The organism is Pseudomonas sp. A125 (assembly GCF_055409485.1).
In genome coordinates this window covers 22,951-43,634 of record NZ_JBUZVP010000020.1, presented here as the reverse complement: position 1 = coordinate 43,634, position 20,684 = coordinate 22,951, and the positions used below count along the sequence as shown (strand labels likewise).

Sequence of the window (20,684 nt, the reverse complement as noted above, 5' to 3'; positions counted from 1 at the left end):
AGGCTTACTGAGCCTTGAAACGTACGCGCAGTTCATGGGGCCCGCGGGCAAAGTAGGAGTCGATCCAATGCACGTCCTTGGACAGCGGCTCCAGCAGGGTCAGGCGCTTGAATACCACCTCCAGTGCTTTGCCGGCTTCCATGCGGCTCAAGTAACTGCCCAGGCAAAAGTGCGGGCCCTGGCCGAACGACATGATCGGTACGCTGACCTTGCGGTCGATATCGAACACCTCGCCATTGGGAAACTTGCTCTCGTCACGATTGGCTGAAGCGAGCAACGGCATGATGGTGGAGCCTTTGGGAATGGCCACGCCTGCCAGCTCGGTGTCTTCGGTGGTATGCCGGAAAATCATCTGCACGGGCGGTTCAAAGCGCAGCACTTCTTCAAGCAGCGCAGGGATCAGGCTCGGGTCGTTGCGCACGCGTCGCTCCACGTCCGGGTAGCGGTGCAGCAGGGTCAACGTGCTGCCCAGCAGGTTGGTGGTGGTTTCCACGCCGCCGATCAGCAACAGCACGGCCATCGACAGCACTTGCACATGGCTGAGTTTCTCACCCTGGACATCGGCCTGGATCAAGGTCGAGATGATGTCGTTGCCAGGCTCGGCGGTGCGCAGGGCGATGATGTCTTCCATGAACGCGCGCAACTGTTCGGAATTGGCCTTGATCTGGGCCAGGCGCGGTGCGTCATAAGCGGCGCGATTGGCGGCGGCCAGGGTGTCGTCGACCCATACCTTGAACTCCGCGCGGCGTTCGGTGGGCACGCCGAGTACTTCGGAAATCACCGTCACCGGGAACAGCGCGCAAAAGTCCCAGACCCAGTCGCATTCACCTTCGTTACCGTGCTTGGCAATGATGTCGTCGATCAACTCATGCGCGATATTGTTCGCGCGTTCCTGCAGCGCCTGGATCTTGCTCGGGGTGAACGCCTTGTTGGCGATCTTGCGCAGGTGGATGTGGTTCGGCGGGTCCATGGAGATCATCGGCGGTACCTCTGGCACCGGGTCAAACTCCCCGAGCAGTGCCGGCCAGAACTGCGCCGAACTGTAGAGTTTGCCGTTCTTGAGCAGTGCATCGACCTCCTCGTAGCTGGCCACTGCGAACGCTTGCATGCCTTCGAGCCACTTCACCGGCTCATCGCGCCGCAACTGGTTGTAGAACGGATAGGGATTCTGTTTGACGTCATGGTCCAGGGGGTCGTAGGTCTTGGTGGCGATATCGCCGTCCTGGACAGCATGTGACTGATTCATGGGTTTCTCCGGCGCTGTGGACTTTTATTCTTATTTCCCGAGAGGTATCCGGGTTCGCCTCTACACGCTATGCCTTCGTTGCCACTTTGCTCAATGGCAATACGCGCCATCGCCGCACTGCCTGTGCCATTCGCTGCGCGAGCGCTGCCAAGGGGTTTGCGGGCGCAAGGGCGGCCCAACGATTGTCACGAACCGCCTGCCGCTGGCATTTAAAGCAACGGGCGGCCGCAGTGGGGGCCGTTATAAGTGTCGAGCGTGAAAACGGCTTGATGATTCATCCCAGAACAATAAGAGGACACGTGTATGCACATTCTTTATGCGAACCAGCTCAACGACGAGCACCTGGACCCGCACCAGCGCGAATTCATCCGTACTTTGCGCACGCCGGCACCGCTTACCCACGTCGAAGGTGCCAGCGCCCTGGGCGGTGGCCACGCCCGCAAGAGTTTCACCACGGCGCAGGACTGGGTCACAGCGTTCTTCGAGAAGGGCGCCGATGAGGTGCTGGGTTACTACGCCGACGATTTTGTCTGGGAAGACATCGAGTTTGGCCAGACCATCACCACCAAGGAGGAGTTGTACAAAGCCTTCGTGGTGTTCAACAACTCCGGCCCCGACTCCGAGTTCGGTGAGCACCTGTTTGAAGTGATCAGTTATGACGGAAACACCGTGCCCGTCTCCAAAGCCACTCTGCGCGAGGCCGGTACGCCCGCCGGCTGGGCCGAGCAGGACTACCACCGGCTGACGGACAACATGCGCCTGGGCGCCGATTTCGAATACGACGAGTGGGGGTACATGCAGTGGATCTGGAAAGCCCGGCATAACGCCGATTTCTTTGGCATCCCGGCCAAAGGCAAGACCACCGTGACCCGTGGCACCACCACGCAGTTCTACCGCCACGGCAAGATCGTGCGCTGCCGTACCCACTGGAACTTTCGAGAATTCGCGATACAGCTGGGGTTGATCCCCCCACCGGACGAAGCCTGGCGCAACAACTGAGCCCACCGTCAACCGAGAAAGGAGCTGAACATGCGCTACTCGATTCTGGGTCGCAGTGGGTTACGTGTTTCGCAAATTTGCCTGGGTACCATGACGTTTGGCCCCGGTGCCGAATGGTCGCGCTCTGAAGCCCAGGCCCGTGGTGTGTTCGAGGCCTTTGTGGAGGGCGGTGGGAACTTTATTGACACTGCCAATATGTATACCGGTGGTGAAAGTGAGCGGATTGTCGGCCATCTGGTGGCCGATGATCGTGAACGCTTTGTAGTGTCGACCAAATACGCCAATGCCGTGCCCGGAAAAGGTGACCCGAACGCTGCGGGCATGCACCGCAAAAGCCTGACCCAGTCGCTGGACGCCAGCCTGCAGCGGCTGGGGCTCGATTACATCGACCTGTATTCAGTCCACTGGTGGGATTTCACTACGCCGGTGGAAGAAGTCCATCGTGCGCTGGATGACGCGATCCGTGCCGGCAAGATCCTGCACATCGGTTTGTCCGATGTGCCGGCGTGGGTGGTCTCGCGTGCCCAGGCATTCCACGAGCTGCGCGGCCTGGCGCCGATTGCTTGTATGCAAGTGGAATACAGCCTGGTGCAGCGTTCGGTCGAGCGCGAGCACCTGCCATTGGCTGACGCCTATGACATCGGCGTTACGGCCTGGTCGCCGCTGGCGGGCGGCATTCTCAGCGGCAAGTACACGCGGCAACAACCGCATGAGGGCCCCAAGCGTCTGGATTCGATGCAGTTGCAGGCACTGGATGCGCGTAACCGTGGGATCGCCCTGGCGGTGGACCGGGTGGCGGACCGTTTGCAGTGCTCATCGTCCCAGGTGGCGTTGGCGTGGGTGATGTCGCGCGGGGTCATTCCCATTATCGGCGCGACCCGTGCGCAACAGGTCCACGAGAACCTGCAGGCGGCCGAGCTTGAGCTTGATGCCGTGACGCTTGCAGAGCTGGACCAGGCCAGCGCCTTTGATGCCGGGCACCCCTACTCGATGCTGGGGTGGGACATGCCCATGTCGCTGGGGTATGGCGGAATGTTCGACCAACTTGACCTGCGGCGGTTTCCTGGCCGTCGTTGACCACAGCCGCAGGCAGGGCCGCTATGCGCCTGCCCGGCATAACAAGAACGTGTGAGGAGAGTTGCATGAGTACACCAGACAGTGCCCGGCTGATCGCCAGCTCGGGTGAGTTTCGGCGGGTTGGTTCGGTTGCCGCGCTGCGTGGCGGTGAGCCGGTGGCGGGCATCGTTGACGGGCAGGCAGTCGCCGTTTTTGTGGTACAGGACGCTGTTATTGCCACGGCGGGTATCTGCCCTCATGCAGAGGGGCCTTTGCACGAAGGCATCGTTGAGGGGCACTTGTTGACCTGCCCGTGGCACGGCTGGCAATTCAACCTGCAGACGGGGGTTTGCGAGGACGACCCGTGCATTAACCTGGCGCGCTACGAGGTGCGTATCGACGGTGACGATATCCTGGTGCGCGTCTGACCCCGACGCCAAGCGCTGGAACACAATGGGCGTGTGGTTACACGCCCATTTTTTTGGGTCGGGGGCCGGGCAGGCTGACGCCGTAAAGGGTGCGGACCACGGCGCTCTGCAACTGCAGGTCTGCACCGGCAAGGATAATGGTTTGCAGGGCATCCAGCCCGCGCAGGCCCAAATGCGTGGGCCGGGCGTTTTCCACCATCACGTGCCGGGCATCGACGCGGTACAGGTGCAACTTGCCTACCGCCATAAAGTCTTGATGGCTGCCGGCGGCGCAGGCATTTTTGATGCTGTCGAGGGTCAACTGGCTGTCGACGCCTTCAATGCGCAGCACCGCCTCAAAGGTGGTGGCGGCGCCGGCTTCGTTGTCGACGCCAGGGGTGCGCCACTGGCTCGGGTCGCCACTGCCCAGCACATGTACATGCAGGGCGCCGATAGCCGGGGCAGCACGCAATGCCGGTATCAGCCACTGCTCGATTGTATTGATGAGCGCCTTGGGGTTGTGCCCGGCACGCAACCCCAGCAGCATTACAAACCCCGCGTTCTCTGCGCCTGCCTCGGCCTGCGCATAACTGCGGCTGGCACCTGGCTCCAGGTTATAGAGCAGCGACGTCTTGAACAGGTAACGCTCATCGGCCTGGATCAGTGCGGCGACTTTGCTGTTGGCCAGCCCCTCACGCGCAGCCGTATTGGCGAAGCCAACTTCGGCCAGGCCATGGAACCGCGCAGCCACAGGCCACGAACGCGAGACATGGGTGGGCAGCGCCAGATTGCGCACCACCGCGCCCAAGTGAAATTGCGTGTAGGTCTGGAAACCCGGAATACGCGCTGCAAGCACACCGTGGACATCGCGCCAATAGCGGAAGAACAAACGGGCGGGCAGGGCGTCCTTTTTGCTCAATAAGGCGAGCGTGGTCACTGGGGTCATAAAGGGGTTCCTGGCCGGTGAGTGCAAGGACTCACCGGCTTCACCAAGAGAAAGTAGCGCTAGGCCGCGCCAAGAAAGCCACCGTCCAGCGCGGTGACGGTGCCGGTCAGGTAGGCACCTGCCCGTGAAGCGAGAAACACGACCATGCCGCCGATGTCTTCCTGGCTGCCGAAACGCCCTGCCGGGATTTTCCCGAGCATGGTTTGCTCCAGGTTGGGCACCGCCTCAAAAAAGCCTGCGGTCATGTCGCTGGGGAAGTAGCCGGGGGCAATCGCATTGACGTTGATATGGCGCACGCGCAGGTCAGAGGCCAGCATGCGCGTGAGTTGGTGCAAGGCCGCCTTGCTGCACCCGTAGGCGTAGGCGCCGTTGCTCTGCGGCATCAGGCCGCCAATGGAGCCGATATTGATGATGCGCGCGGGGTCGGCGGTGCTCGCCTTTGTACCCAGCAACGGCAACAACGCCTGGATCAGCAAAAACGGCGTGCGCACGTTGAGCCCCATCAGGTCATCCCAGCTTTTTTCGCTGACGCTGCCCAATGGCTCGGCGTTGAAGGTCCCGGCATTGTTGACCAGAATATCCAGCGACGCGCTGTGCTCGGCAAGTTCCCTGGCCAAGGCCTGGACCTGCTCGGCGTCAGCCAGGTCGTGCTGCAGGAAGGTGCACTCGCCGTGTTCGGCCAATTCATCGACCAGCCGTTGACCCGCGTCGCGCGAGCGGCCGCTGATGAACACCCGGCAGCCGGCGCGCACCAGGGTCTTGCTGATCAGCGCGCCGACGCCCTTGGCGCCGCCGGTGACCAGCGCGGTCTTGCCCTTGAGTGAAAACAGCTCGTGATAGATATCCGCAGCCATGGTCTGTATCCCGAAAAGTTGATGGGGTTGAGCCGAGGTCAGCTCGGCACAGCGCCCAATTGCCGGAACACCGGGATCGCATCCCAGATGCTGCGTTCGAGGATGATCTTGCCGTCCTTCCAGCCCATCACGGTGACGCCTCGGGTTTTAGTGACTTTGCCGGCTGCCGGCACGCCGAGAAAATCGCCGGCGTGTTTGGTTTCCCAGGTCCACTGGAAAGAACCCAGGGTTTCGTCACCCACGTAGTCGAACACTTCAAAGCGGTTGTACGACAGGCTCGGGTCGGCGATTTCGAACCCTTCAAAAAATTTGCGCAAGGCAGGCAGGTCATTGTTGATGCGCAGGTCGAAGTTGACGTCCTCGAACTCAAACTTGTCCGAATACAGCGTCATCAATTCGTCGGTGCCGTTGGCAAACAGGCCTATCCAATATTGGGACCATTGCAGGTTCATGCAGAGCTACTCCTGAGGCGTGGATTATTGTTGTTGGGGATGCAGGACGTTGTTGTAAGCCCGGTTACCTTACTCCCGCTCAAGGCCTGCTGCGATGGCACGAAATGCCAGGCCATGGCCGAACGTGACAATGTCACCCAGCGTCTGCGCCGGGTATCAAAAACCCTTGTGACAGCACCGAACGCTCTGTTTCAGGCGTTGCCGCGGGCTTTGTTGACAAGCATGGAAAGCTGTGCGTAATTCAGCGAACAAAAATAAGATTAAGGCCTTGGCGCGATTAGCCGTGGGGCCCTGAGGAGGCGCGATGAAGTCGGGAATTTCGGGTTGGGTATTGGCCATTGCACGCACGCTGGACGTCGCGGGCATACCCCACGAAAAGATTTTCCAACAGGTGGGCATGGACCCCGCCGGTCTCAACGCAGGAAGCAACCGTTACTCGCAGGAAACCGTCAGCCGTTTATGGCGGGCCGCCGTGCAGGAAACCGCAGACCCTTACTTCGGCCTGAAAGTAGCCTCGCAAATCCGTCCTTCGACCTTCAGCGTCGTTGGCTACGCCATGAGCTGCAGCGCCACCCTGGGTGATGCCCTGAACCGTTTCGCGCGCTACGCCAAGCTGATCTCCAACTCGGCGACGGTCACCCTGACCGAGGACTGCGGTAAATTATCCATCAGCTTCAATTTCGACACCGGCGGCGCCCCGCCGATTTTTCACACCATCGACACCGTGGTAGCGGGGCTGGTGTGTTTCAGCAGTTGGATCGCCGGCAAGCAGGTGGTGCCCCACGAAGTGCATTTTCGGCATGAGCGTCCAGAGGATATCAAGGCTTATACCAAGATCCTCAAATGCCCGATTCATTTCGGCCAGGAGAACGATTGCATCGTCTTCAACAGCTGTGACATGACGCGCCCCATTCTCTCGGCGGACGAGCAACTGGCCGCACTGCTCGACAGCATGGCGGTGACGCAGATGGCGCAATTGTCTGAGCGTTTTTCCAAAAAAGTGCGTGATTGCCTGGTTCAGCAATTTGCTGAAGGGGAGATCTCGCGACGCGGCACCGCCGAGCGCATGCACATGACCGAGCGGACCTTGTTGCGCCGCTTGAAGGACGAGAACACCACGTTCCAGGAAGTGCTTGACCGCTTGCGCGAGGAGCTGGCTTACGAATACCTGAGTGGCTCGGATGTCACGGTGCAAGCGGTGTCTTCCATGCTCGGGTTTTCCGACGCGAGTACCTTTTCCCGTGCGTTCAAACGCTGGACGGGCCGCCGGCCCAGCCTGGCCCAGCACAAGGACACGCCACCCAGCCTGCACCGCTGGACCGAAGAGAGCGCGCTGGCGGGGTAGGGGCGAGCCGTTTCATTGGCCACGCCGTTGAACGACCATTCAGGTGATGTTGGCCCTCAAAAAAACAGGTCCTGGAGTGCCGGCTCGCAGTACCGTGCGCTTATTCGATGGGGTATTGCTTGAAGGCTGGGTGTTCTTCAAGTCGCTCGGCATGGCGCTGCAGATGCGGGAACGTCCCGGCGTTGACCACTGAAGCAACGGTGAACTGGCTGAAGGACCAGGCCACTGCGGCGGTTAGGGCACCTTGGGTCAGCGCTTTGTCAGCGCCGTGGGCCAAGCGCTTTTCCAGGGCGCAGTAGGCCGCCAATAACTGGCCAGTCACTCGGTCGAGCCAGGGTTCGTGGAGTTTTTCTGCGGGGCGCAGATTATGCTCGTAAACAATCTGTACGGTTTTTTCACAGGCGGCCAGGGCGAGGCCGATCAATAGCAAGTCTTGGGCGCGCGCGCTGGCCTGCTGTGGCAACAACTTCTTGTCGGCTGGCGCCAACGCTTCGAAGTAATCAAGGATCAGGCTTGAGTCCATCAACACGGTTGAGTCATCCAGCACCAGGCTGGGGGCCTTCACGACCGGATTGATCCTGGCAAATTCGTCGTAGGTACTGAATACCGAGAGCGGCTGATGCTCAAACTCGATGCCGTACAGATCCAGGGAAATTGCAACGCGGCGCACGTAGGGCGAGTCCAGCATGCCGACCAGTTTCATGAAGCCTCCATTTACGTCAGGGTGATTTTCAAAGTGCAGTGAGGGTGCTTGAGGAGTTGACGGTGTAACGGGAACCTCCTGCAACTGGCAGGATTGTTTAATCGAGGTTACTTTATAGCGAGAGAGGTCCACGCAATATCGAAAGTTTTTACCAGAATAGGTTAGTTTTACTTACATGAGCGCATTTCCTCCATTGACCTGCCTGCGCAGTTTCGAGGCCACCTCCAGGTTGGGAAGCGTCACCCTGGCGGCCAAGGAGTTGCACGTCACCCATTCAGCGATCAGCCAGCAGCTCAAGGTGTTGGAGGAAATTGTGGGGGTGACCCTGTTCGTACGCGAGGGGCGTGGCTTGCGTGTGAGCGAGGATGGGCGACTGTATGCGCTGCAGATCCGCAAAGCCTTGGGAGATATCGCCGAGGCCACGCGATTGGTCCAGGCACAACCCAGGATGGGCGAGTTGGTGGTGGCGGTATTACCGTCGTTCGGCCGGTCCTGGCTATTACCGCGCCTACCGGGTTTTCAGCAGCTTTACCCGCATATCAGCATTCGGCTGCAAGCGAGCCTGACGATCTCCAACCTGCATCAGGAATCGGTGGATATTGGCATCCGCATGGGCAAGGGTGATTGGGAGGGCGTAGATCAGAAGCTGTTGTTCCATGATGAAATCGTCGTTGTCGCCGCCCCTCACTTCAATGGCGGACGCTTGCCGCAGACACCGCAACAGGTCATTGAAAGCAAGATCATCTACAACACCGAATCCTGGCTGCCGTGGTGCGAGGCGGCGGGCGTCGAGATGGGCAGCGAACGCAAGGGGTTGTGCAGCAATGACTCCAACCTGGTATTGGAGGCGGTCCGCCTGGGGCAGGGCATCACGCTGGAGCGGCGCAGCCTGGTGCATGACGCCATCGAGCGGGGAGAGCTGGTCCAGGTGTGTGACATCAGTGCGCCGTATGCCTATCCCTATTGGCTGGTGTGGCCGCCCAGGGAAAGTTCGCAAGACAAGCAGCGCAAGTTCTCCCATTGGTTGTCCGGGGAAGTGGACCGTTACCTTGCCCAACTGAAAAAAGACCCCTGAAAGAGGCTTTGCCCGATACCGCCGCCAGGCATCCGGCCGATCAACTCGTGCCAATGCATGACCTCCAGGCACTCAACGCCAAGTTCTGCCCATATCAACACCCAACATGCGGTGTTCGCCCACTTCGTTGGGCAGGCGCAGCCGTCGCTGCGGGCGGCGGGCTAACCTATCACTTGGTCAGGCGTTGGCGCACGCCGATGGAATTTTCGCGCAGTGTGCGGCTCTTTCGTAATAGAGGCGAAAAAAACGCCCCGTAATAGGTGTCGGCAGTCGCCGAGGCCCAAATAAAAATATGCGGATGGAGCCTGCCATGCCTGCATTGCCCGGTTACATAGCTTTCCTGTTTTGTCCCGTTGCACTCGGCGTGTACTTACCTGCCGTTGGCGGCTGGCGGATGTGCCGGGTCCGCCACCCAAGGAGCCTTTCATGACTGTCCTTCAAACCCTGAAAAGTCCGTCCAGCCAGTGGCTGCATGAGGGTGCTTTGCGCATTCAGTACGAATCTTTGCTTGCCGATTGGGACGCCAAATCTGCGCAGCGGGCGGCGGATTTCCTGCAGGCGCAGTTGGAACTCGTCGGGCCCGCTGAAGACGCGCCGTTGCCCACGTCGCCTCATCAACTGATGGAGTGGGTTGAACACAATTGCACGGCAGTTGCCCAGGAATACGCGCGTTACCTGCAAGGTCGACAGCAAGGCGACGACCGCCGCTATTTCCAAAATAAAGCTCACGCCCTGTACTTCCTGCAATGCGTGGCGCCGACCAAACACGTCGACGGTGCCTGGCTCTACGGGGTGCTTGCGCACTGGCCGGATTATCGCTACGACGGGCTTTTGACCACCTACCTGGAAGAGCTCGGCGACGGCGAGTCGGCACAGAACCATGTCGCGATTTACCAGCGCCTGTTGGCCGAGCAAGGTTGCGACGGCGATTTCGACTGGCAAGATCAGCACTTCCACCAAGGCGCCATCCAGTTGGCGCTGGGCCACAGCGCCCAGGGGTACATGCCGGAAATCGTCGGCTATAACCTGGGTTATGAACAACTGCCGCTGCACCTGCTCATCTGCGCCTACGAGCTCACGGAGCTGGGCATCGACCCCTATTATTTCAGCCTTCATGTGACCATCGACAACGCCAGCAGCGGCCACGCCCGCCGCGCGGTGCAAGCGGTTCTGGCGTTGATGCCCCAAGGTATGGACGCGACCGAGTATTGGCAACGGGTGCGCCGCGGTTACCAGCTGAACGACCTTGGCGTTGGCTCCACGGCCGTCATTAAGGCGTTTGACCTGGAACACGAACTGGTCGCAATGCTTGAGCGCAAGCGCCCGTTCGGCCAGCACATGCATTCCGATTACTGCCGCTTTGAAGGCAAGACTGTCAATCAGTGGCTGTCGCAACCGGGGCAGGTTCGCGGTTTCCTGCAAGCCCTGCAGGACAAGGGCTGGATCAAGCGACACCAGGCCCCTGAAGACAGCCGTTTCTGGCAATTGATCGACGGCGCGGGGGCCGCCATGTTCGGCGTGTTCAGTGGCTATGAAAAACAATTGCTGCGCGACTGGATCGCTGGGGATTGGTGCGATGCAAAACCTATTGCGCGCCCACGCCCGGCGCTGCCCGTGTCGCCAGACGCGAACGCAAGCACCGCCGACGACCCCGAAATGCATACACTCCGAGAGGCACTGGCGTCGCACAACGGCGAGCAGCAGTTAGCCCTGTTGCTACCGTGGCTGCGCCCTGACCGTCATCATCGCCCCGCCGGCTTGTTCGCCACTCGGCATTTTATTCAACTGCGCGCAGGCCTGCGCTGACTGACAAAGGAATGCGCCCATGGTTGATTCGCTGCTGTACTCATCGCCGCCCATTTCATCGGCCCAATCCCGTGCCGACCGTGCGCTGCTGCACCTGGGCCGCCGCTTGCAGGCGGATGACTATCGCTTTATCACGCCCACGCCGCTGACCCACCAACGGGTCATAGCCCGTTTGGCTAATGCGCCGGCCCGCGACATGCGCGGGATCTTCGGTTGGTCGCGACCCTTTGATGCGCAGGTGTTCGAGCCTGCCGAATGGCGGGAGCTGCAAGAAGCTGGCATTGTCGTCAAGGCGCACGGGCGCTGGCACAGCACGGTACGCTGGTCGACCCTGGGCCCGTTGCTGTTGGCGCATTCGGCGTTTCCAACCGAGGACGCGGACTCGGTGTTTTTTGGCCCCGACACCTACCGTTTTGCCGGCGTCATTGATGACTGCCTGCGCGAGCGCTTTGCGCCGATCCGCCGCGCCGTGGACATCGGCTGTGGCTCGGGCGCCGGCGCCTTACTGGTGGCGCGCGCACGGCATGACGCTGAGGTGCTGGCGGTGGACATCAACCCCAGGGCGCTGCGCCTGAGCGCGGTCAATGCCGAACTGGCCGAGACGCCGAACGTCAGCGTGTACCACAGCGACGTACTCGACAGCGTCGACGGCTGCTTTGATCTGATCCTCGCCAACCCGCCCTACATGAAGGACGGTCAACAGCGGGCCTACCGCCATGGCGGCGGCGAACTGGGTGAAGCGCTGTCGTTGCGCATTCTGCGTGAAGCGTTGCCGCGCCTGGCGCGCGACGGCACCTTGTTGCTCTACACCGGCGTGGCGATGGTCGACGGTCGCGATGCGTTTCTTGAGGCCGCCCGTGCCGTGTTGAGCAGCGACGCCTTTGGCTGGACCTACCGCGAACTGGACCCCGACGTGTTCGGCGAAGAGTTGGAAAAGCCCGGCTACGAGCGGGTCGAGCGCATTGCCGCGGTGGCGCTGACCGTTACCCGCCTGAGCTGAGTGGCCATGGACCGCGGACAGCGCTTTGGCATTGAAGAAGAATATTTCATCATCGATCTGCGCAGCCGACGCCTGCTTGCCGAGCCGTCGGCGCGGGTGTTGACAGCCTGTCGCGAGGCCATTGGCTAGGGCTTTTCCTATGAGATGTTCCAGGGCCAGGTCGAAGTGGCATCGCCGGTGTTTGACGATGCCGTACACGCTGCCACCTACCTTGGCCGCGTGCGCCGGGAACTGGACCAGGCATTGGCCGAACACGGGCTAGGGTTTATCAGCAGCGGCGCGCACCCAATGGCTGGTTGGCAGGCGCAACGGGCTACCCCGCAGGCGCATTTCCAGCGGTTGTTCGATGAGTTCCGAATCGTCGCGCAGCGTAGCGTGCTCAACGGTCTGCACGTTCACGCAGAGATCCCGGCAGGTGTCGATCGCATCGCGGTGATGAACGAGGTATTGCCCTGGTTGCCGATGCTGCTGGCCCTGAGTGTTTCATCGCCGTTGTGGCAGGGCCAACCCAGTGGCTATTGCAGCTATCGACAAGTGGTGTGTGACGAGTGGCCGCGTATGGGCATCCCCGAATACCTGCTGGATGAGCCCGGTTTCGAGCACTACTTGGGCTTACTCAAACAAACCGGCGCGGTGGCCAGCGACGCCAATATCTGGTGGGGTTGCCGACCCTCTTTGAGCTACCCGACGCTGGAGTTGCGCATGACTGACGCGTGCCCGCGTTTGAGCGACGCGCTGGCCTTGGCCGGGCTGTTCCGGGTGATGGTCAAATATGCCTGCCTGTTACCGGCGCCTGGCAGTCAATACAGTGTCGAGTGCCACTGGCTGCTCAAGGAAAACCGGCATCAGGCCAGGCGTTGGGGGCACCAGGGGCGCTTTGTGCTTGCGCCCGAGACGCCGGTGCTGTCGCTTGAACAATGGCTGACATTGGCAGAGCAACGCTTTGGCGCCACTGCCCGAGCGCTGGGCGAGGAGGGCGTGTTTATTAAGGCCCGGCAAATACTGCGCGATGGCACCAGCGCGCAACGCCAGTCAGCTTGGTATGAAGCCAGCGCGGCGCCGGCCGAGGAACGCTGGCCGGCCGTGGTAGACGGGCTGTTGGCGGAGAGCCGGGAGGGACAGGTGGTTCCGGCGAGTTGACCTACATGCCATTCGTCCTTTGCGTTGCACTTGACTCTCACAGGCGACTCGAAACAGATCCATACCCGGTAAATGGGAGAATTTCGCCATGAAACATGACCCGTCGAACACCGAGGCCGCCCCGGTAAAAAAATCTCAAGAGCCCAATGACGACGGTTTCGCTGTCGGCACCGCAGGACGTGATGAAGACCCGAACGCCACGACCGACTGGGATCATCCCGATGACCCGCAACACCGTCGAGGCACGCTCGAAGGCACGCAGCCTCCGCCGAACGGCACCCCCGGCATCGACATCGTGCCCGGGCCGGATTACGACGGTGAGGATTGAATGCCGTGCGCATACGGTATCGATAGGGTATGCCCCGTGCTGCCCTATCTGCCGAAAAATCTATCCTGATCAGCGGGTTGAAGATGCGCTGCAGGAAAGTGCCAATAAACTGTATTCGTTGCTGGCGCGGCGCCAGCAACGATAACGTGAGCGCCTGTCCTTAATCGCGCGCGCTGCGCAAACTATTGATCAATTCAATCAGCGACTCATGAGCCACCGGCTTGCTGACATGATGATTAAAGCCGGAGGCGGCGGTTTTTTTCTGATCGCTTGCGGCGCCATAGCCGGTAAGTGCAATGGATGGCGTGGCCTGCAAGTGATCCAGCTTGCGAAGGTTTTTCATCAACTCATGGCCGTCCATGGCCGGCATGCCGATGTCCGAAATGATCAGGTCATACCGGCTGGTGTTCGCGGCTTCAAGTGCCAGTCGCGGATCGCCGAAGGCCTTCACGTCGGCACCTTCCATTTCAAGCAGCATCTGCAGCACGAGCAGCACGTCTTCGGAGTCGTCGACCAGCAGGACTGTCAGTCCGCCGAGACGGTTATCCTCATCTGAGGTTTCCGGGATGACCGGTAGATCGTCTTGCTGCTCGCTCAGGGGCAACAGCACCGAGAACGCGCAGCCAAAGCCCAGCCCCTTGGAGTGCACGCTCACATGACCACCGTGAGCCTCCACCAACTGGCGTACCAGTGACAGGCCGATTCCCAGGCCTTCGCGCTGGTGCGTCTGGTGCTGGTTTTCCGCTTGGCTGAACAGGTCGAAAATCTTATCCAGGCTTTCCTCGGCCAGCCCAATGCCGCTGTCGATGACGTCCAGCTGCGCATGCCCATCCACGCGGCTCAGTATCAACTGGACGCGGCCATCGTCCGGGGTGAATTTCAGTGCGTTGTTGACCAGGTTCCAAATCACCTGCTCAAGCCGCGTAGGGTCGGCATCGACGAGCAGCGTCGCCTGCGGCGCGAGGGAAATATCCAGCGTCACCTGGCAACGGTGGCCATCGATGAGCACCACGTTGTAGATGTCCTGAAGCGTCTTGGCCAGATCGACAGGCTGTTTCTTCAGCTTGAGCTTGCCGGTTCGCACCCGTGCCACGTCCAACAGGTCGTCAATAATCCGTGCCTGGCTGGAAACGGCCTCGCAGATCGTATCAACGGCCTTGATCGCCAGGCCCGCCGACTTGGTGGCCGGAAGGCGGCGCAGCAATTCGGCGTTGAGCTGGATCAGGTTCAGCGGGTGTTTAAGCTCGTGAGACATCACCGCGAAAAACTCGTCCTTGAGATGGCTATTGGTCTGGGTTTCCATCAGCCGCTTATGCTGCTCGTCATGAATGCGTTTATGGCCGGTGAGGTCCCGGGCGATCTTGACGTAGCCGCGCAGGCTGTCGCTCTTGAGTTGGGTGACTTCACCACTGCAATAGAACCGGCTGCCGTCCTTGCGCACATGCCAGCGCTCGTCTTCACCCCGGCCATGCTCGCGGGCCGCGCGCAGTTCATTTTCCGGCACGCCGTCGGTGCGGTCCTCCGGGGAGAAGATCAGGTCGTAGTAAGCGCCCAGCACTTCGTCTTTGGTGTAACCGAAGATAAGTTCCGCGCCGGTGTTCCAGTCGGTGATAGCCCCATGGTCATCCAGGATGATGATGGCAAAGTCATGGGTGCTTTCGGCCACCAGGCGCATGCGCTCCTCGCCCAGCCTGAGCTCTTCCTCCGCCAGGCGACGTTTGGTGATGTCGATAAAGGTCAACACGGTTCCGTCAATATGGTCTTCGCTGGAGCGGTAAGGCAGTAGACGCGCGATGTACCAACGCTCGTCCTTGCTGCTGATTTCGCGCTCGATCATGCTCAATGATTCAAAGACATTTGTCGCGTCGCTGGCCATTTCCGGGTAGTTGAGGCGGTGGGTGATATCCGTCAAGGAGCGCCCGGTGTCGACCGGCAGCATGCTGAAAATATCGGTCGCACGTGGAGTGAACCAGCGGATGCGCATATTGCGGTCGACGAACACGGTGGCGATGTCGGTGGACGCAATCAAGTTGGTCAGGTAGTCGTTGACCTTGTCGGTTTCTTCAACCTTGGTCTTGAGTTCGTAGTTGACCGTCAGCAGTTCTTCGTTGATTGACTGCAACTCTTCCTTGCTGGTCTCCAGCTCTTCAGTGGCCGAACGCAACTCTTCGTTGACCGCCTGCATCTCTTCGTTGGAGGCCTTGAGTTCCTCGCTGGAGACTTCCGATTGCTCAATGGTGTCCTGCAGGTGCAACTTTGTACGCTGCAGCTCACGTTCCAGATTGCTCATCATCTGGTTTTCGACGAAGTTGACGGTGGACTCGCCCGATTGCTGCGAGTCGACCTGGGTTTCTTTGAATATCACCAGGACAAAATCGCTTTCGGTGGCATCATCCCGGTAGGGAAGGGCAGTGATGTCCACCGTGAACAATTCCTGGCCACGCTCCATTTGCACTTTGCGCGAGGTGACCGGCAGGTTGGACTGCTGCACCTGAAACAGCGTCGTGCGAATATCCAGGCGCAGGTCGGGGTGCACCAGCGCGAGCAAATTGCGCGTCATTTCCCCTGCTACGTAGCGCAGGAAGCGACCGGCCCCTTCGCTGATGTGCAAGATATCGGCGTGTACATCGACGATGACGCTGGGTGGCGCAGCTTTTTCCAACGCGCGCATGTGAATTTCGGCGAACGATAGCTTCGTCGGCGCCTTGATTTCAGCGGTGACCGGCAGGATGTTGGGACGCAAGTAGCCACCGCGCGGCATGGTGGGCGCGCGGCGCATTGAGGTCGAACCGGCACGCACACGAAAGATGCGGTTGCGCTTGTCCACCGGCACAAACAGATCAAGGCAGCCGTCGGCTGATTCCGACGAACCGAGGAACAGATAGCCGCCGGGGCGCAAGGCGAAATGGAACATCTGCAGGATGTCCCGTTGCACTTCCCGGTCCAGGTAGATCAGCAGGTTGCGGCACACGATCAGGTCGATCTGCGAGAACGGCGGATCGGCCATCAGGCTGTGCTTGGCAAACAACACCTTTTCACGAATTTCCTTGCGCACGCGATAGTGCTGGTTTTTCTCCTTGGAGAAATACTGACGCAGGCGCGTGGGCGGCACGTCGGTGATGATTGCTTCGGGGTACACGCCATTGCGGCCATGGCTGATCGCGCGCTCGTCGATATCGGTGGCGAACACCTGCATCTTTGCCCCGCTGGCGTCCAGCACCAGTTGCTCGGCGACCAGCATCGCCAAGCTGTAAGCTTCTTCGCCGGTCGAACAACCGGCCGACCAGATACGCACTTCCTCGCGATGCGGGACGCTGTCTTCGAGTGATTTCACCAGGTTGGGAATCACATCGCGCTCCAGCGCTTCAAACGCCTCGCGGTCGCGAAAGAAGTTGGTGACGCCGATCAGCATGTCGCCGAGCAGCGCCTTGGTTTCCTCGGGGTGTGCCTGCAGAAAATTGTAGTAGCTGGCCAGGTCCGGTTGGGCGGTCACCTGCAGGCGCCGCTCAATGCGGCGCAACACCGTGGCCCGCTTGTAGTGCTTGAAGTCGTGGCCGGTGCTGGCGCGCAACTGGATCAGGATGTCCAGCAGCAGCTGTTCGGCTACGGCAACATCCCGTTCGGTCGCGGGCGGAGTGGTGTGGATCTCGGGGTCATTGGCCGTGGGCAGGATGATCGATTGAGCGTTACGCCACAGTTCGAGCAGTTTCTGCGGCATTTCCACCACCGGCAGCATCAGGTCGACCATCTGCGTTTCAATGGCGGCCAGCGGCATGCCGTCGAACTCGGCGTCTTCCGGCGTCTGTACCAGGGTCACTCCGCCTTGTTCCTTGATGCGCGACAACCCCACTGCGCCATCGGAGCCGGTGCCGGAAAGGATCACGCAAAATGCACGCTCCTTGTGAGTGTCCGCCAGGTCGCGGAAAAACAGGTCGATCGCAATGTGCGAGCCGCCTTCGCGCACGGAAGGCGTTACCGCCAGGTAGCCATCATTCATCGCCAAATGTTGGGCGGGGGAGATGACGTAAACGTGGTTTTTTTCGATCGGCGTGGTGTCGGTAACCTGGGTGACCGGCATCCGGGTCGATTCCTGGATGATTTTGTCGGCCACGCTTTGATGGTCGGGGGACAGGTGCAGAATCACCACGAAGGCCATGCCGCAGTCTTTGGGCATGTGTTCGAAGAATGCCTTGACCGCCTGCAGCCCGCCCGCCGATGCCCCAATGCCCACGACCGGAAAGCTCAGGTTGCTGGGCGTAAGGTCCTTGCGTTGCGGAACATTCGGGGACCGCGGTGGGGCAGACTTCATTAGGAAAACCTTGATTAACAGCGCGCTAAAAAACCGTTATCACACGGTCTCGATTCAGACGGGGTGAGGATGGGAGGGAGTGCGGAATATAGCTCATAAACGGCCTGCCATAGAACGTTTTAACGTCGCTCGATCAACCCTCACCATTCGGTTGAGGTGCAAATACTGGCGAAGGTTTACTCAGATCGACGGGTGGTACCTCACCACCGCAACGCTAATCCGGATTTTGCAATTTCGTCTGAACTATTGCCTGCGGTGAGTCCTCGCAAGAATAGGCAAGCGAAGGAGGACCTCCGATGAGCAACTACCCAAAACCACCGTTCAAACCCCAACAGCAAGCGGTGCCCGGCGCGCAATACCGGATGGACCCGCAACCCGATTGTGGTGAAAAAACCTATAAGGGTTCAGGCCGTCTGGCGAACAAAATAGCCTTGATCACCGGCGCCGACAGCGGCATCGGCCGAGCCGTCGCCATTGCCTTCGCACGTGAAGGTGCGGACGTAGCAATCTCCTACCTGGACGAGCACGAGGACGCCAAGGAAACCGCGCGCTGGGTCGAAGCGGCCGGCCGCCAGTGCGTACTTTTGCCGGGTGATTTGAGCCGCCAGCCGCACTGCGCGGCCATCGTGAATGACACGGTAGAAGCCTTCGGCCGCATAGACATTCTGGTCAACAACGCAGCCTTTCAGATGACCCACGAAACCCTGGAGGAAATTTCTGACGAGGAATGGGTGAAGACTTTCGACGTCAACGTCACCGCCATGTTTCGGATCTGCAAGGCTGCGCTGCCCCATATGGCCGAGGGCAGTTCGATCATTAACACCAGCTCGGTCAACTCCGATGCGCCCAACCCGACCCTGTTGTGCTACGCGGCCACCAAGGGCGCCATCGCCAACTTCACGGCAGGCCTGGCGCAGTTGCTCGGCAAGCGCGGGATCCGCGTCAACAGCGTCGCGCCGGGGCCTATCTGGACACCTCTGATCGTGTCGACGATGCCTGAAGAGTCAGTGAAGAATTTCGGTGGCAATACACCCCTGGGTCGCCCAGGCCAACCGGTCGAAGTGGCGCCGATTTATGTACTGCTGGCATCCGATGAGGGCAGTTACATCTCCGGCGAACGCTACGGCGTGACGGGCGGTAAGCCGATTCTCTGACGCATGGCCGGCGCAACGTGTTGCGCCGGTTTTCATTCGACCTGCTTTAAGCGAGGGTTCCAATGACAACGACAGTAGGTGACTTTCTGGTTGAACGGCTTGCCCAGTGGGGCGTCACGCGGATTTTTGGTTATCCGGGTGACGGCATCAACGGCGTGTTTGGTGCCTTGAGTCGCGCCAACGGCAAAATCGAGTTCATCCAGGCCCGTCACGAAGAAATGGCCGCGTTCATGGCTTCGGCCCACGCTAAATTTACTGGCGAGCTTGGGGTATGCATTGCCACCTCCGGGCCGGGTGCGTCGCATTTGATCACTGGACTGTATGACGCGCGTATGGACCACATGCCGGTGCTGGCCATTGTCGGGCAACAAGCCCGGGCAGCGCTGGGCGGCCATTACCAGCAAGAGCTGGACCTGGTCTCGATGTTCAAGGACGTGGCCGGCGCCTTTGTGCAACAGGCCTCGGTGCCGTCGCAGGTGCGCCACCTGATTGACCGTGCGGTACGCACCGCCGTCGGCGAGCGTCGGGTCACTGCGATCATTTTGCCCAACGACTTGCAGGACGCTGCCTACGAGCCTCCCGCCAGGGCCCATGGCACGGTGCATTCCGGAGTGGGCTACAGCAAACCCAAGGTAGTGCCCTATGACGCCGACCTGCAGCGCGCGGCGGACGTACTCAATGCCGGCAAAAAGGTTGCAATTCTGGTCGGCGCCGGGGCACTGGCGGCGACTGATCAGGTGATCGCCGTGGCCGAAGCATTGGGCGCAGGCGTCGCCAAGGCGTTGCTCGGCAAGGCGGTGTTACCCGATGACTTGCCATGGGTGACCGGCAGCATCGGCCTGCTCGGCACCGAACCCAGCTACAAGTTGATGACCGAATGCGACACCTTGTTGATGATCGGCTCGGGTTTTCCCTATTCCGAGTTCCTGCCCAAGGAAGGCCAGGCGCGCGGCGTGCAGATTGACCTGCAACCCGACATGCTGAGCCTGCGCTACCCGATGGAGGTGAACCTGCTCGGCGATGCGGCCGAAACCCTATCCGCACTGCTGCCGCTGCTGGAACACAAGACCACGCGTACCTGGCGCAAAAAGATCGAAGGCTGGCGCGCAAGCTGGGAGAAAACCCTGGAGAAACGCGCCCTGGCCAAGGCCAAGCCGATCAACCCCCAGCGCGTGGTATACGAACTTTCGCCGCGCTTGCCCGACCACGCGATTATCACCAGCGACTCCGGCTCCTGCGCCAACTGGTATGCGCGTGATCTGAAGATCCGCCGGGGCATGCAGTGTTCGCTGTCCGGCGGCCTGGCGTCGATGGGCGCCGCCGTGCCCTATGCGATTGCGGCCAAATTCGCCCATCCGCAGCAAACGGTGATCTCGCTGGTAGGCGATGGCGCGATGCAAATGAACAACATGGCCGAGTTGATCACCGTCGCCAAATACTGGCGGCAGTGGCAGAGCCCGAAATGGATCTGCGCAGTCTTCAATAACGAGGACTTGAACCAGGTCACCTGGGAGCAACGGGTGATGGAAGGCGATCCCAAGTTCGAGGCTTCGCAGAACATCCCCGACGTGCCGTACCACCTGTTTGCGATCTCGCTGGGGCTCAAGGGTATCTTCGTCGAGCGCGAAGAAGACGTCGCGTCGGCCTGGGAGCAAGCGCTCGCCTCTGATGTGCCGGTGTTGATCGAGTTCAAGACCGACCCCAACGTGCCGCCGCTGCCACCGCATATCAAGCTGGAACAAGCGAAGAAATTTGCTTCCACGCTGCTCCAGGGCGATCCGGATGAGGCCGGGGTGATTGTGCAAACTGCCAAGCAAGTGCTGGCGAGTGTCTTGCCGGGGCGCGCGAAGCCATAGACAGCCCG

At 60.4% G+C, this 20,684-nt stretch carries 16 protein-coding genes and 1 pseudogene; 11 read left to right on the top strand and 6 right to left on the bottom strand.

Annotated elements, in window-relative coordinates; genetic code table 11:
• Positions 1 to 4: 4 nt before the first annotated feature.
• Positions 5 to 1,246, bottom strand: a complete 1,242-nt coding sequence (locus ACZRN6_RS24320) for a cytochrome P450 (protein ID WP_322145029.1) — start codon at positions 1,244 to 1,246, stop codon at positions 5 to 7.
• A gap of 303 nt (positions 1,247 to 1,549) precedes the next feature.
• On the opposite strand from ACZRN6_RS24320, the gene ACZRN6_RS24315 reads away from it, so the two are divergent.
• The 3 genes from ACZRN6_RS24315 (at position 1,550) to ACZRN6_RS24305 (ending at position 3,729) form a co-directional block, all read left to right on the top strand.
• Positions 1,550 to 2,245: a nuclear transport factor 2 family protein gene (locus ACZRN6_RS24315; protein ID WP_464009036.1), complete on the top strand. Its 696-nt coding sequence runs from the start codon at positions 1,550 to 1,552 to the stop codon at positions 2,243 to 2,245.
• 30 nt (positions 2,246 to 2,275) lie between these two features.
• Entirely contained in the window at positions 2,276 to 3,322 is a 1,047-nt protein-coding gene (locus tag ACZRN6_RS24310; protein ID WP_464009035.1) for an aldo/keto reductase, read from the top strand.
• A gap of 65 nt (positions 3,323 to 3,387) precedes the next feature.
• A complete protein-coding gene (locus ACZRN6_RS24305; protein WP_322145032.1) occupies positions 3,388 to 3,729 on the top strand; it encodes a Rieske (2Fe-2S) protein in 342 nt (113 codons plus the stop codon).
• 37 nt (positions 3,730 to 3,766) lie between these two features.
• Here ACZRN6_RS24305 and ACZRN6_RS24300 read toward each other — a convergent pair whose 3' ends face one another.
• From ACZRN6_RS24300 to ACZRN6_RS24290, 3 genes are read right to left on the bottom strand one after another with little or no spacing between them, the layout of a single operon-like run.
• Positions 3,767 to 4,654 carry an EthD domain-containing protein gene (locus ACZRN6_RS24300; RefSeq protein ID WP_464009034.1) on the bottom strand — a complete coding sequence of 296 codons (888 nt, stop codon included), beginning with the start codon at positions 4,652 to 4,654 and terminating at the stop codon, positions 3,767 to 3,769.
• A gap of 59 nt (positions 4,655 to 4,713) precedes the next feature.
• A complete protein-coding gene (locus tag ACZRN6_RS24295) occupies positions 4,714 to 5,508 on the bottom strand; it encodes an SDR family oxidoreductase (RefSeq protein WP_445575418.1) in 795 nt (264 codons plus the stop codon).
• Between the two features lie 38 nt (positions 5,509 to 5,546).
• Positions 5,547 to 5,960, bottom strand: a complete 414-nt coding sequence (locus ACZRN6_RS24290; protein ID WP_322145035.1) for an ester cyclase — start codon at positions 5,958 to 5,960, stop codon at positions 5,547 to 5,549.
• A gap of 304 nt (positions 5,961 to 6,264) precedes the next feature.
• Between ACZRN6_RS24290 and ACZRN6_RS24285 the strand changes: the two genes are divergently transcribed.
• Complete coding sequence (locus ACZRN6_RS24285) at positions 6,265 to 7,305, top strand: AraC family transcriptional regulator (RefSeq protein ID WP_322145036.1); 1,041 nt, start codon at positions 6,265 to 6,267, stop codon at positions 7,303 to 7,305.
• A gap of 100 nt (positions 7,306 to 7,405) precedes the next feature.
• On the opposite strand, the gene ACZRN6_RS24280 is transcribed toward ACZRN6_RS24285, so the two are convergent.
• Positions 7,406 to 8,008, bottom strand: a complete 603-nt coding sequence (locus tag ACZRN6_RS24280; RefSeq protein WP_464009033.1) for a glutathione S-transferase family protein — start codon at positions 8,006 to 8,008, stop codon at positions 7,406 to 7,408.
• Positions 8,009 to 8,183: 175 nt separating this feature from the next.
• Here ACZRN6_RS24280 and ACZRN6_RS24275 point away from each other — a divergent pair, with 175 nt between their 5' ends.
• From ACZRN6_RS24275 to ACZRN6_RS24255, 5 genes and pseudogenes are all read left to right on the top strand, one after another.
• On the top strand, positions 8,184 to 9,083 hold the full coding sequence (locus ACZRN6_RS24275; RefSeq protein ID WP_464009032.1) for a LysR substrate-binding domain-containing protein: 900 nt from the start codon (positions 8,184 to 8,186) through the stop codon (positions 9,081 to 9,083).
• Positions 9,084 to 9,509: 426 nt separating this feature from the next.
• A complete protein-coding gene (locus tag ACZRN6_RS24270; RefSeq protein ID WP_464009031.1) occupies positions 9,510 to 10,889 on the top strand; it encodes an iron-containing redox enzyme family protein in 1,380 nt (459 codons plus the stop codon).
• 19 nt (positions 10,890 to 10,908) lie between these two features.
• The gene (locus tag ACZRN6_RS24265) at positions 10,909 to 11,889 is read left to right on the top strand and encodes a methyltransferase (RefSeq protein WP_464009030.1); all 981 of its coding nucleotides are present in this window, start codon (positions 10,909 to 10,911) and stop codon (positions 11,887 to 11,889) included.
• Positions 11,890 to 11,895: 6 nt separating this feature from the next.
• A pseudogene (locus tag ACZRN6_RS24260) lies at positions 11,896 to 13,029 on the top strand (carboxylate-amine ligase).
• An 88-nt stretch (positions 13,030 to 13,117) separates the two neighbouring features.
• Complete coding sequence (locus ACZRN6_RS24255) at positions 13,118 to 13,357, top strand: hypothetical protein (protein WP_322145042.1); 240 nt, start codon at positions 13,118 to 13,120, stop codon at positions 13,355 to 13,357.
• A 160-nt stretch (positions 13,358 to 13,517) separates the two neighbouring features.
• Here ACZRN6_RS24255 and ACZRN6_RS24250 read toward each other — a convergent pair whose 3' ends face one another.
• Positions 13,518 to 17,666, bottom strand: a complete 4,149-nt coding sequence (locus tag ACZRN6_RS24250) for a CheR family methyltransferase (RefSeq protein ID WP_464009029.1) — start codon at positions 17,664 to 17,666, stop codon at positions 13,518 to 13,520.
• Between the two features lie 296 nt (positions 17,667 to 17,962).
• Here ACZRN6_RS24250 and ACZRN6_RS24245 point away from each other — a divergent pair, with 296 nt between their 5' ends.
• The gene (locus tag ACZRN6_RS24245) at positions 17,963 to 18,820 is read left to right on the top strand and encodes an SDR family oxidoreductase (RefSeq protein WP_464009028.1); all 858 of its coding nucleotides are present in this window, start codon (positions 17,963 to 17,965) and stop codon (positions 18,818 to 18,820) included.
• Between the two features lie 62 nt (positions 18,821 to 18,882).
• Entirely contained in the window at positions 18,883 to 20,676 is a 1,794-nt protein-coding gene (locus ACZRN6_RS24240) for a thiamine pyrophosphate-requiring protein (RefSeq protein WP_464009027.1), read from the top strand.
• The last annotated feature ends 8 nt before the right edge of the window (positions 20,677 to 20,684 follow it).

Excerpts from the sequence above, each read along its gene's own strand:
- ACZRN6_RS24265 (WP_464009030.1), top strand. The coding sequence starts at position 10,909 with ATGGTTGATTCGCTGCTGTACTCATCGCCGCCCATTTCATCGGCCCAA.
- ACZRN6_RS24295 (WP_445575418.1), bottom strand. The coding sequence starts at position 5,508 with ATGGCTGCGGATATCTATCACGAGCTGTTTTCACTCAAGGGCAAGACC.
- ACZRN6_RS24275 (WP_464009032.1), top strand. The coding sequence starts at position 8,184 with ATGAGCGCATTTCCTCCATTGACCTGCCTGCGCAGTTTCGAGGCCACC.
- ACZRN6_RS24245 (WP_464009028.1), top strand. The coding sequence starts at position 17,963 with ATGAGCAACTACCCAAAACCACCGTTCAAACCCCAACAGCAAGCGGTG.
- ACZRN6_RS24305 (WP_322145032.1), top strand. The coding sequence starts at position 3,388 with ATGAGTACACCAGACAGTGCCCGGCTGATCGCCAGCTCGGGTGAGTTT.
- ACZRN6_RS24270 (WP_464009031.1), top strand. The coding sequence starts at position 9,510 with ATGACTGTCCTTCAAACCCTGAAAAGTCCGTCCAGCCAGTGGCTGCAT.
- ACZRN6_RS24285 (WP_322145036.1), top strand. The coding sequence starts at position 6,265 with ATGAAGTCGGGAATTTCGGGTTGGGTATTGGCCATTGCACGCACGCTG.
- ACZRN6_RS24310 (WP_464009035.1), top strand. The coding sequence starts at position 2,276 with ATGCGCTACTCGATTCTGGGTCGCAGTGGGTTACGTGTTTCGCAAATT.
- ACZRN6_RS24315 (WP_464009036.1), top strand. The coding sequence starts at position 1,550 with ATGCACATTCTTTATGCGAACCAGCTCAACGACGAGCACCTGGACCCG.
- ACZRN6_RS24240 (WP_464009027.1), top strand. The coding sequence starts at position 18,883 with ATGACAACGACAGTAGGTGACTTTCTGGTTGAACGGCTTGCCCAGTGG.
- ACZRN6_RS24280 (WP_464009033.1), bottom strand. The coding sequence starts at position 8,008 with ATGAAACTGGTCGGCATGCTGGACTCGCCCTACGTGCGCCGCGTTGCA.
- ACZRN6_RS24290 (WP_322145035.1), bottom strand. The coding sequence starts at position 5,960 with ATGAACCTGCAATGGTCCCAATATTGGATAGGCCTGTTTGCCAACGGC.
- ACZRN6_RS24250 (WP_464009029.1), bottom strand. The coding sequence starts at position 17,666 with ATGAAGTCTGCCCCACCGCGGTCCCCGAATGTTCCGCAACGCAAGGAC.
- ACZRN6_RS24300 (WP_464009034.1), bottom strand. The coding sequence starts at position 4,654 with ATGACCCCAGTGACCACGCTCGCCTTATTGAGCAAAAAGGACGCCCTG.
- ACZRN6_RS24320 (WP_322145029.1), bottom strand. The coding sequence starts at position 1,246 with ATGAATCAGTCACATGCTGTCCAGGACGGCGATATCGCCACCAAGACC.
- ACZRN6_RS24255 (WP_322145042.1), top strand. The coding sequence starts at position 13,118 with ATGAAACATGACCCGTCGAACACCGAGGCCGCCCCGGTAAAAAAATCT.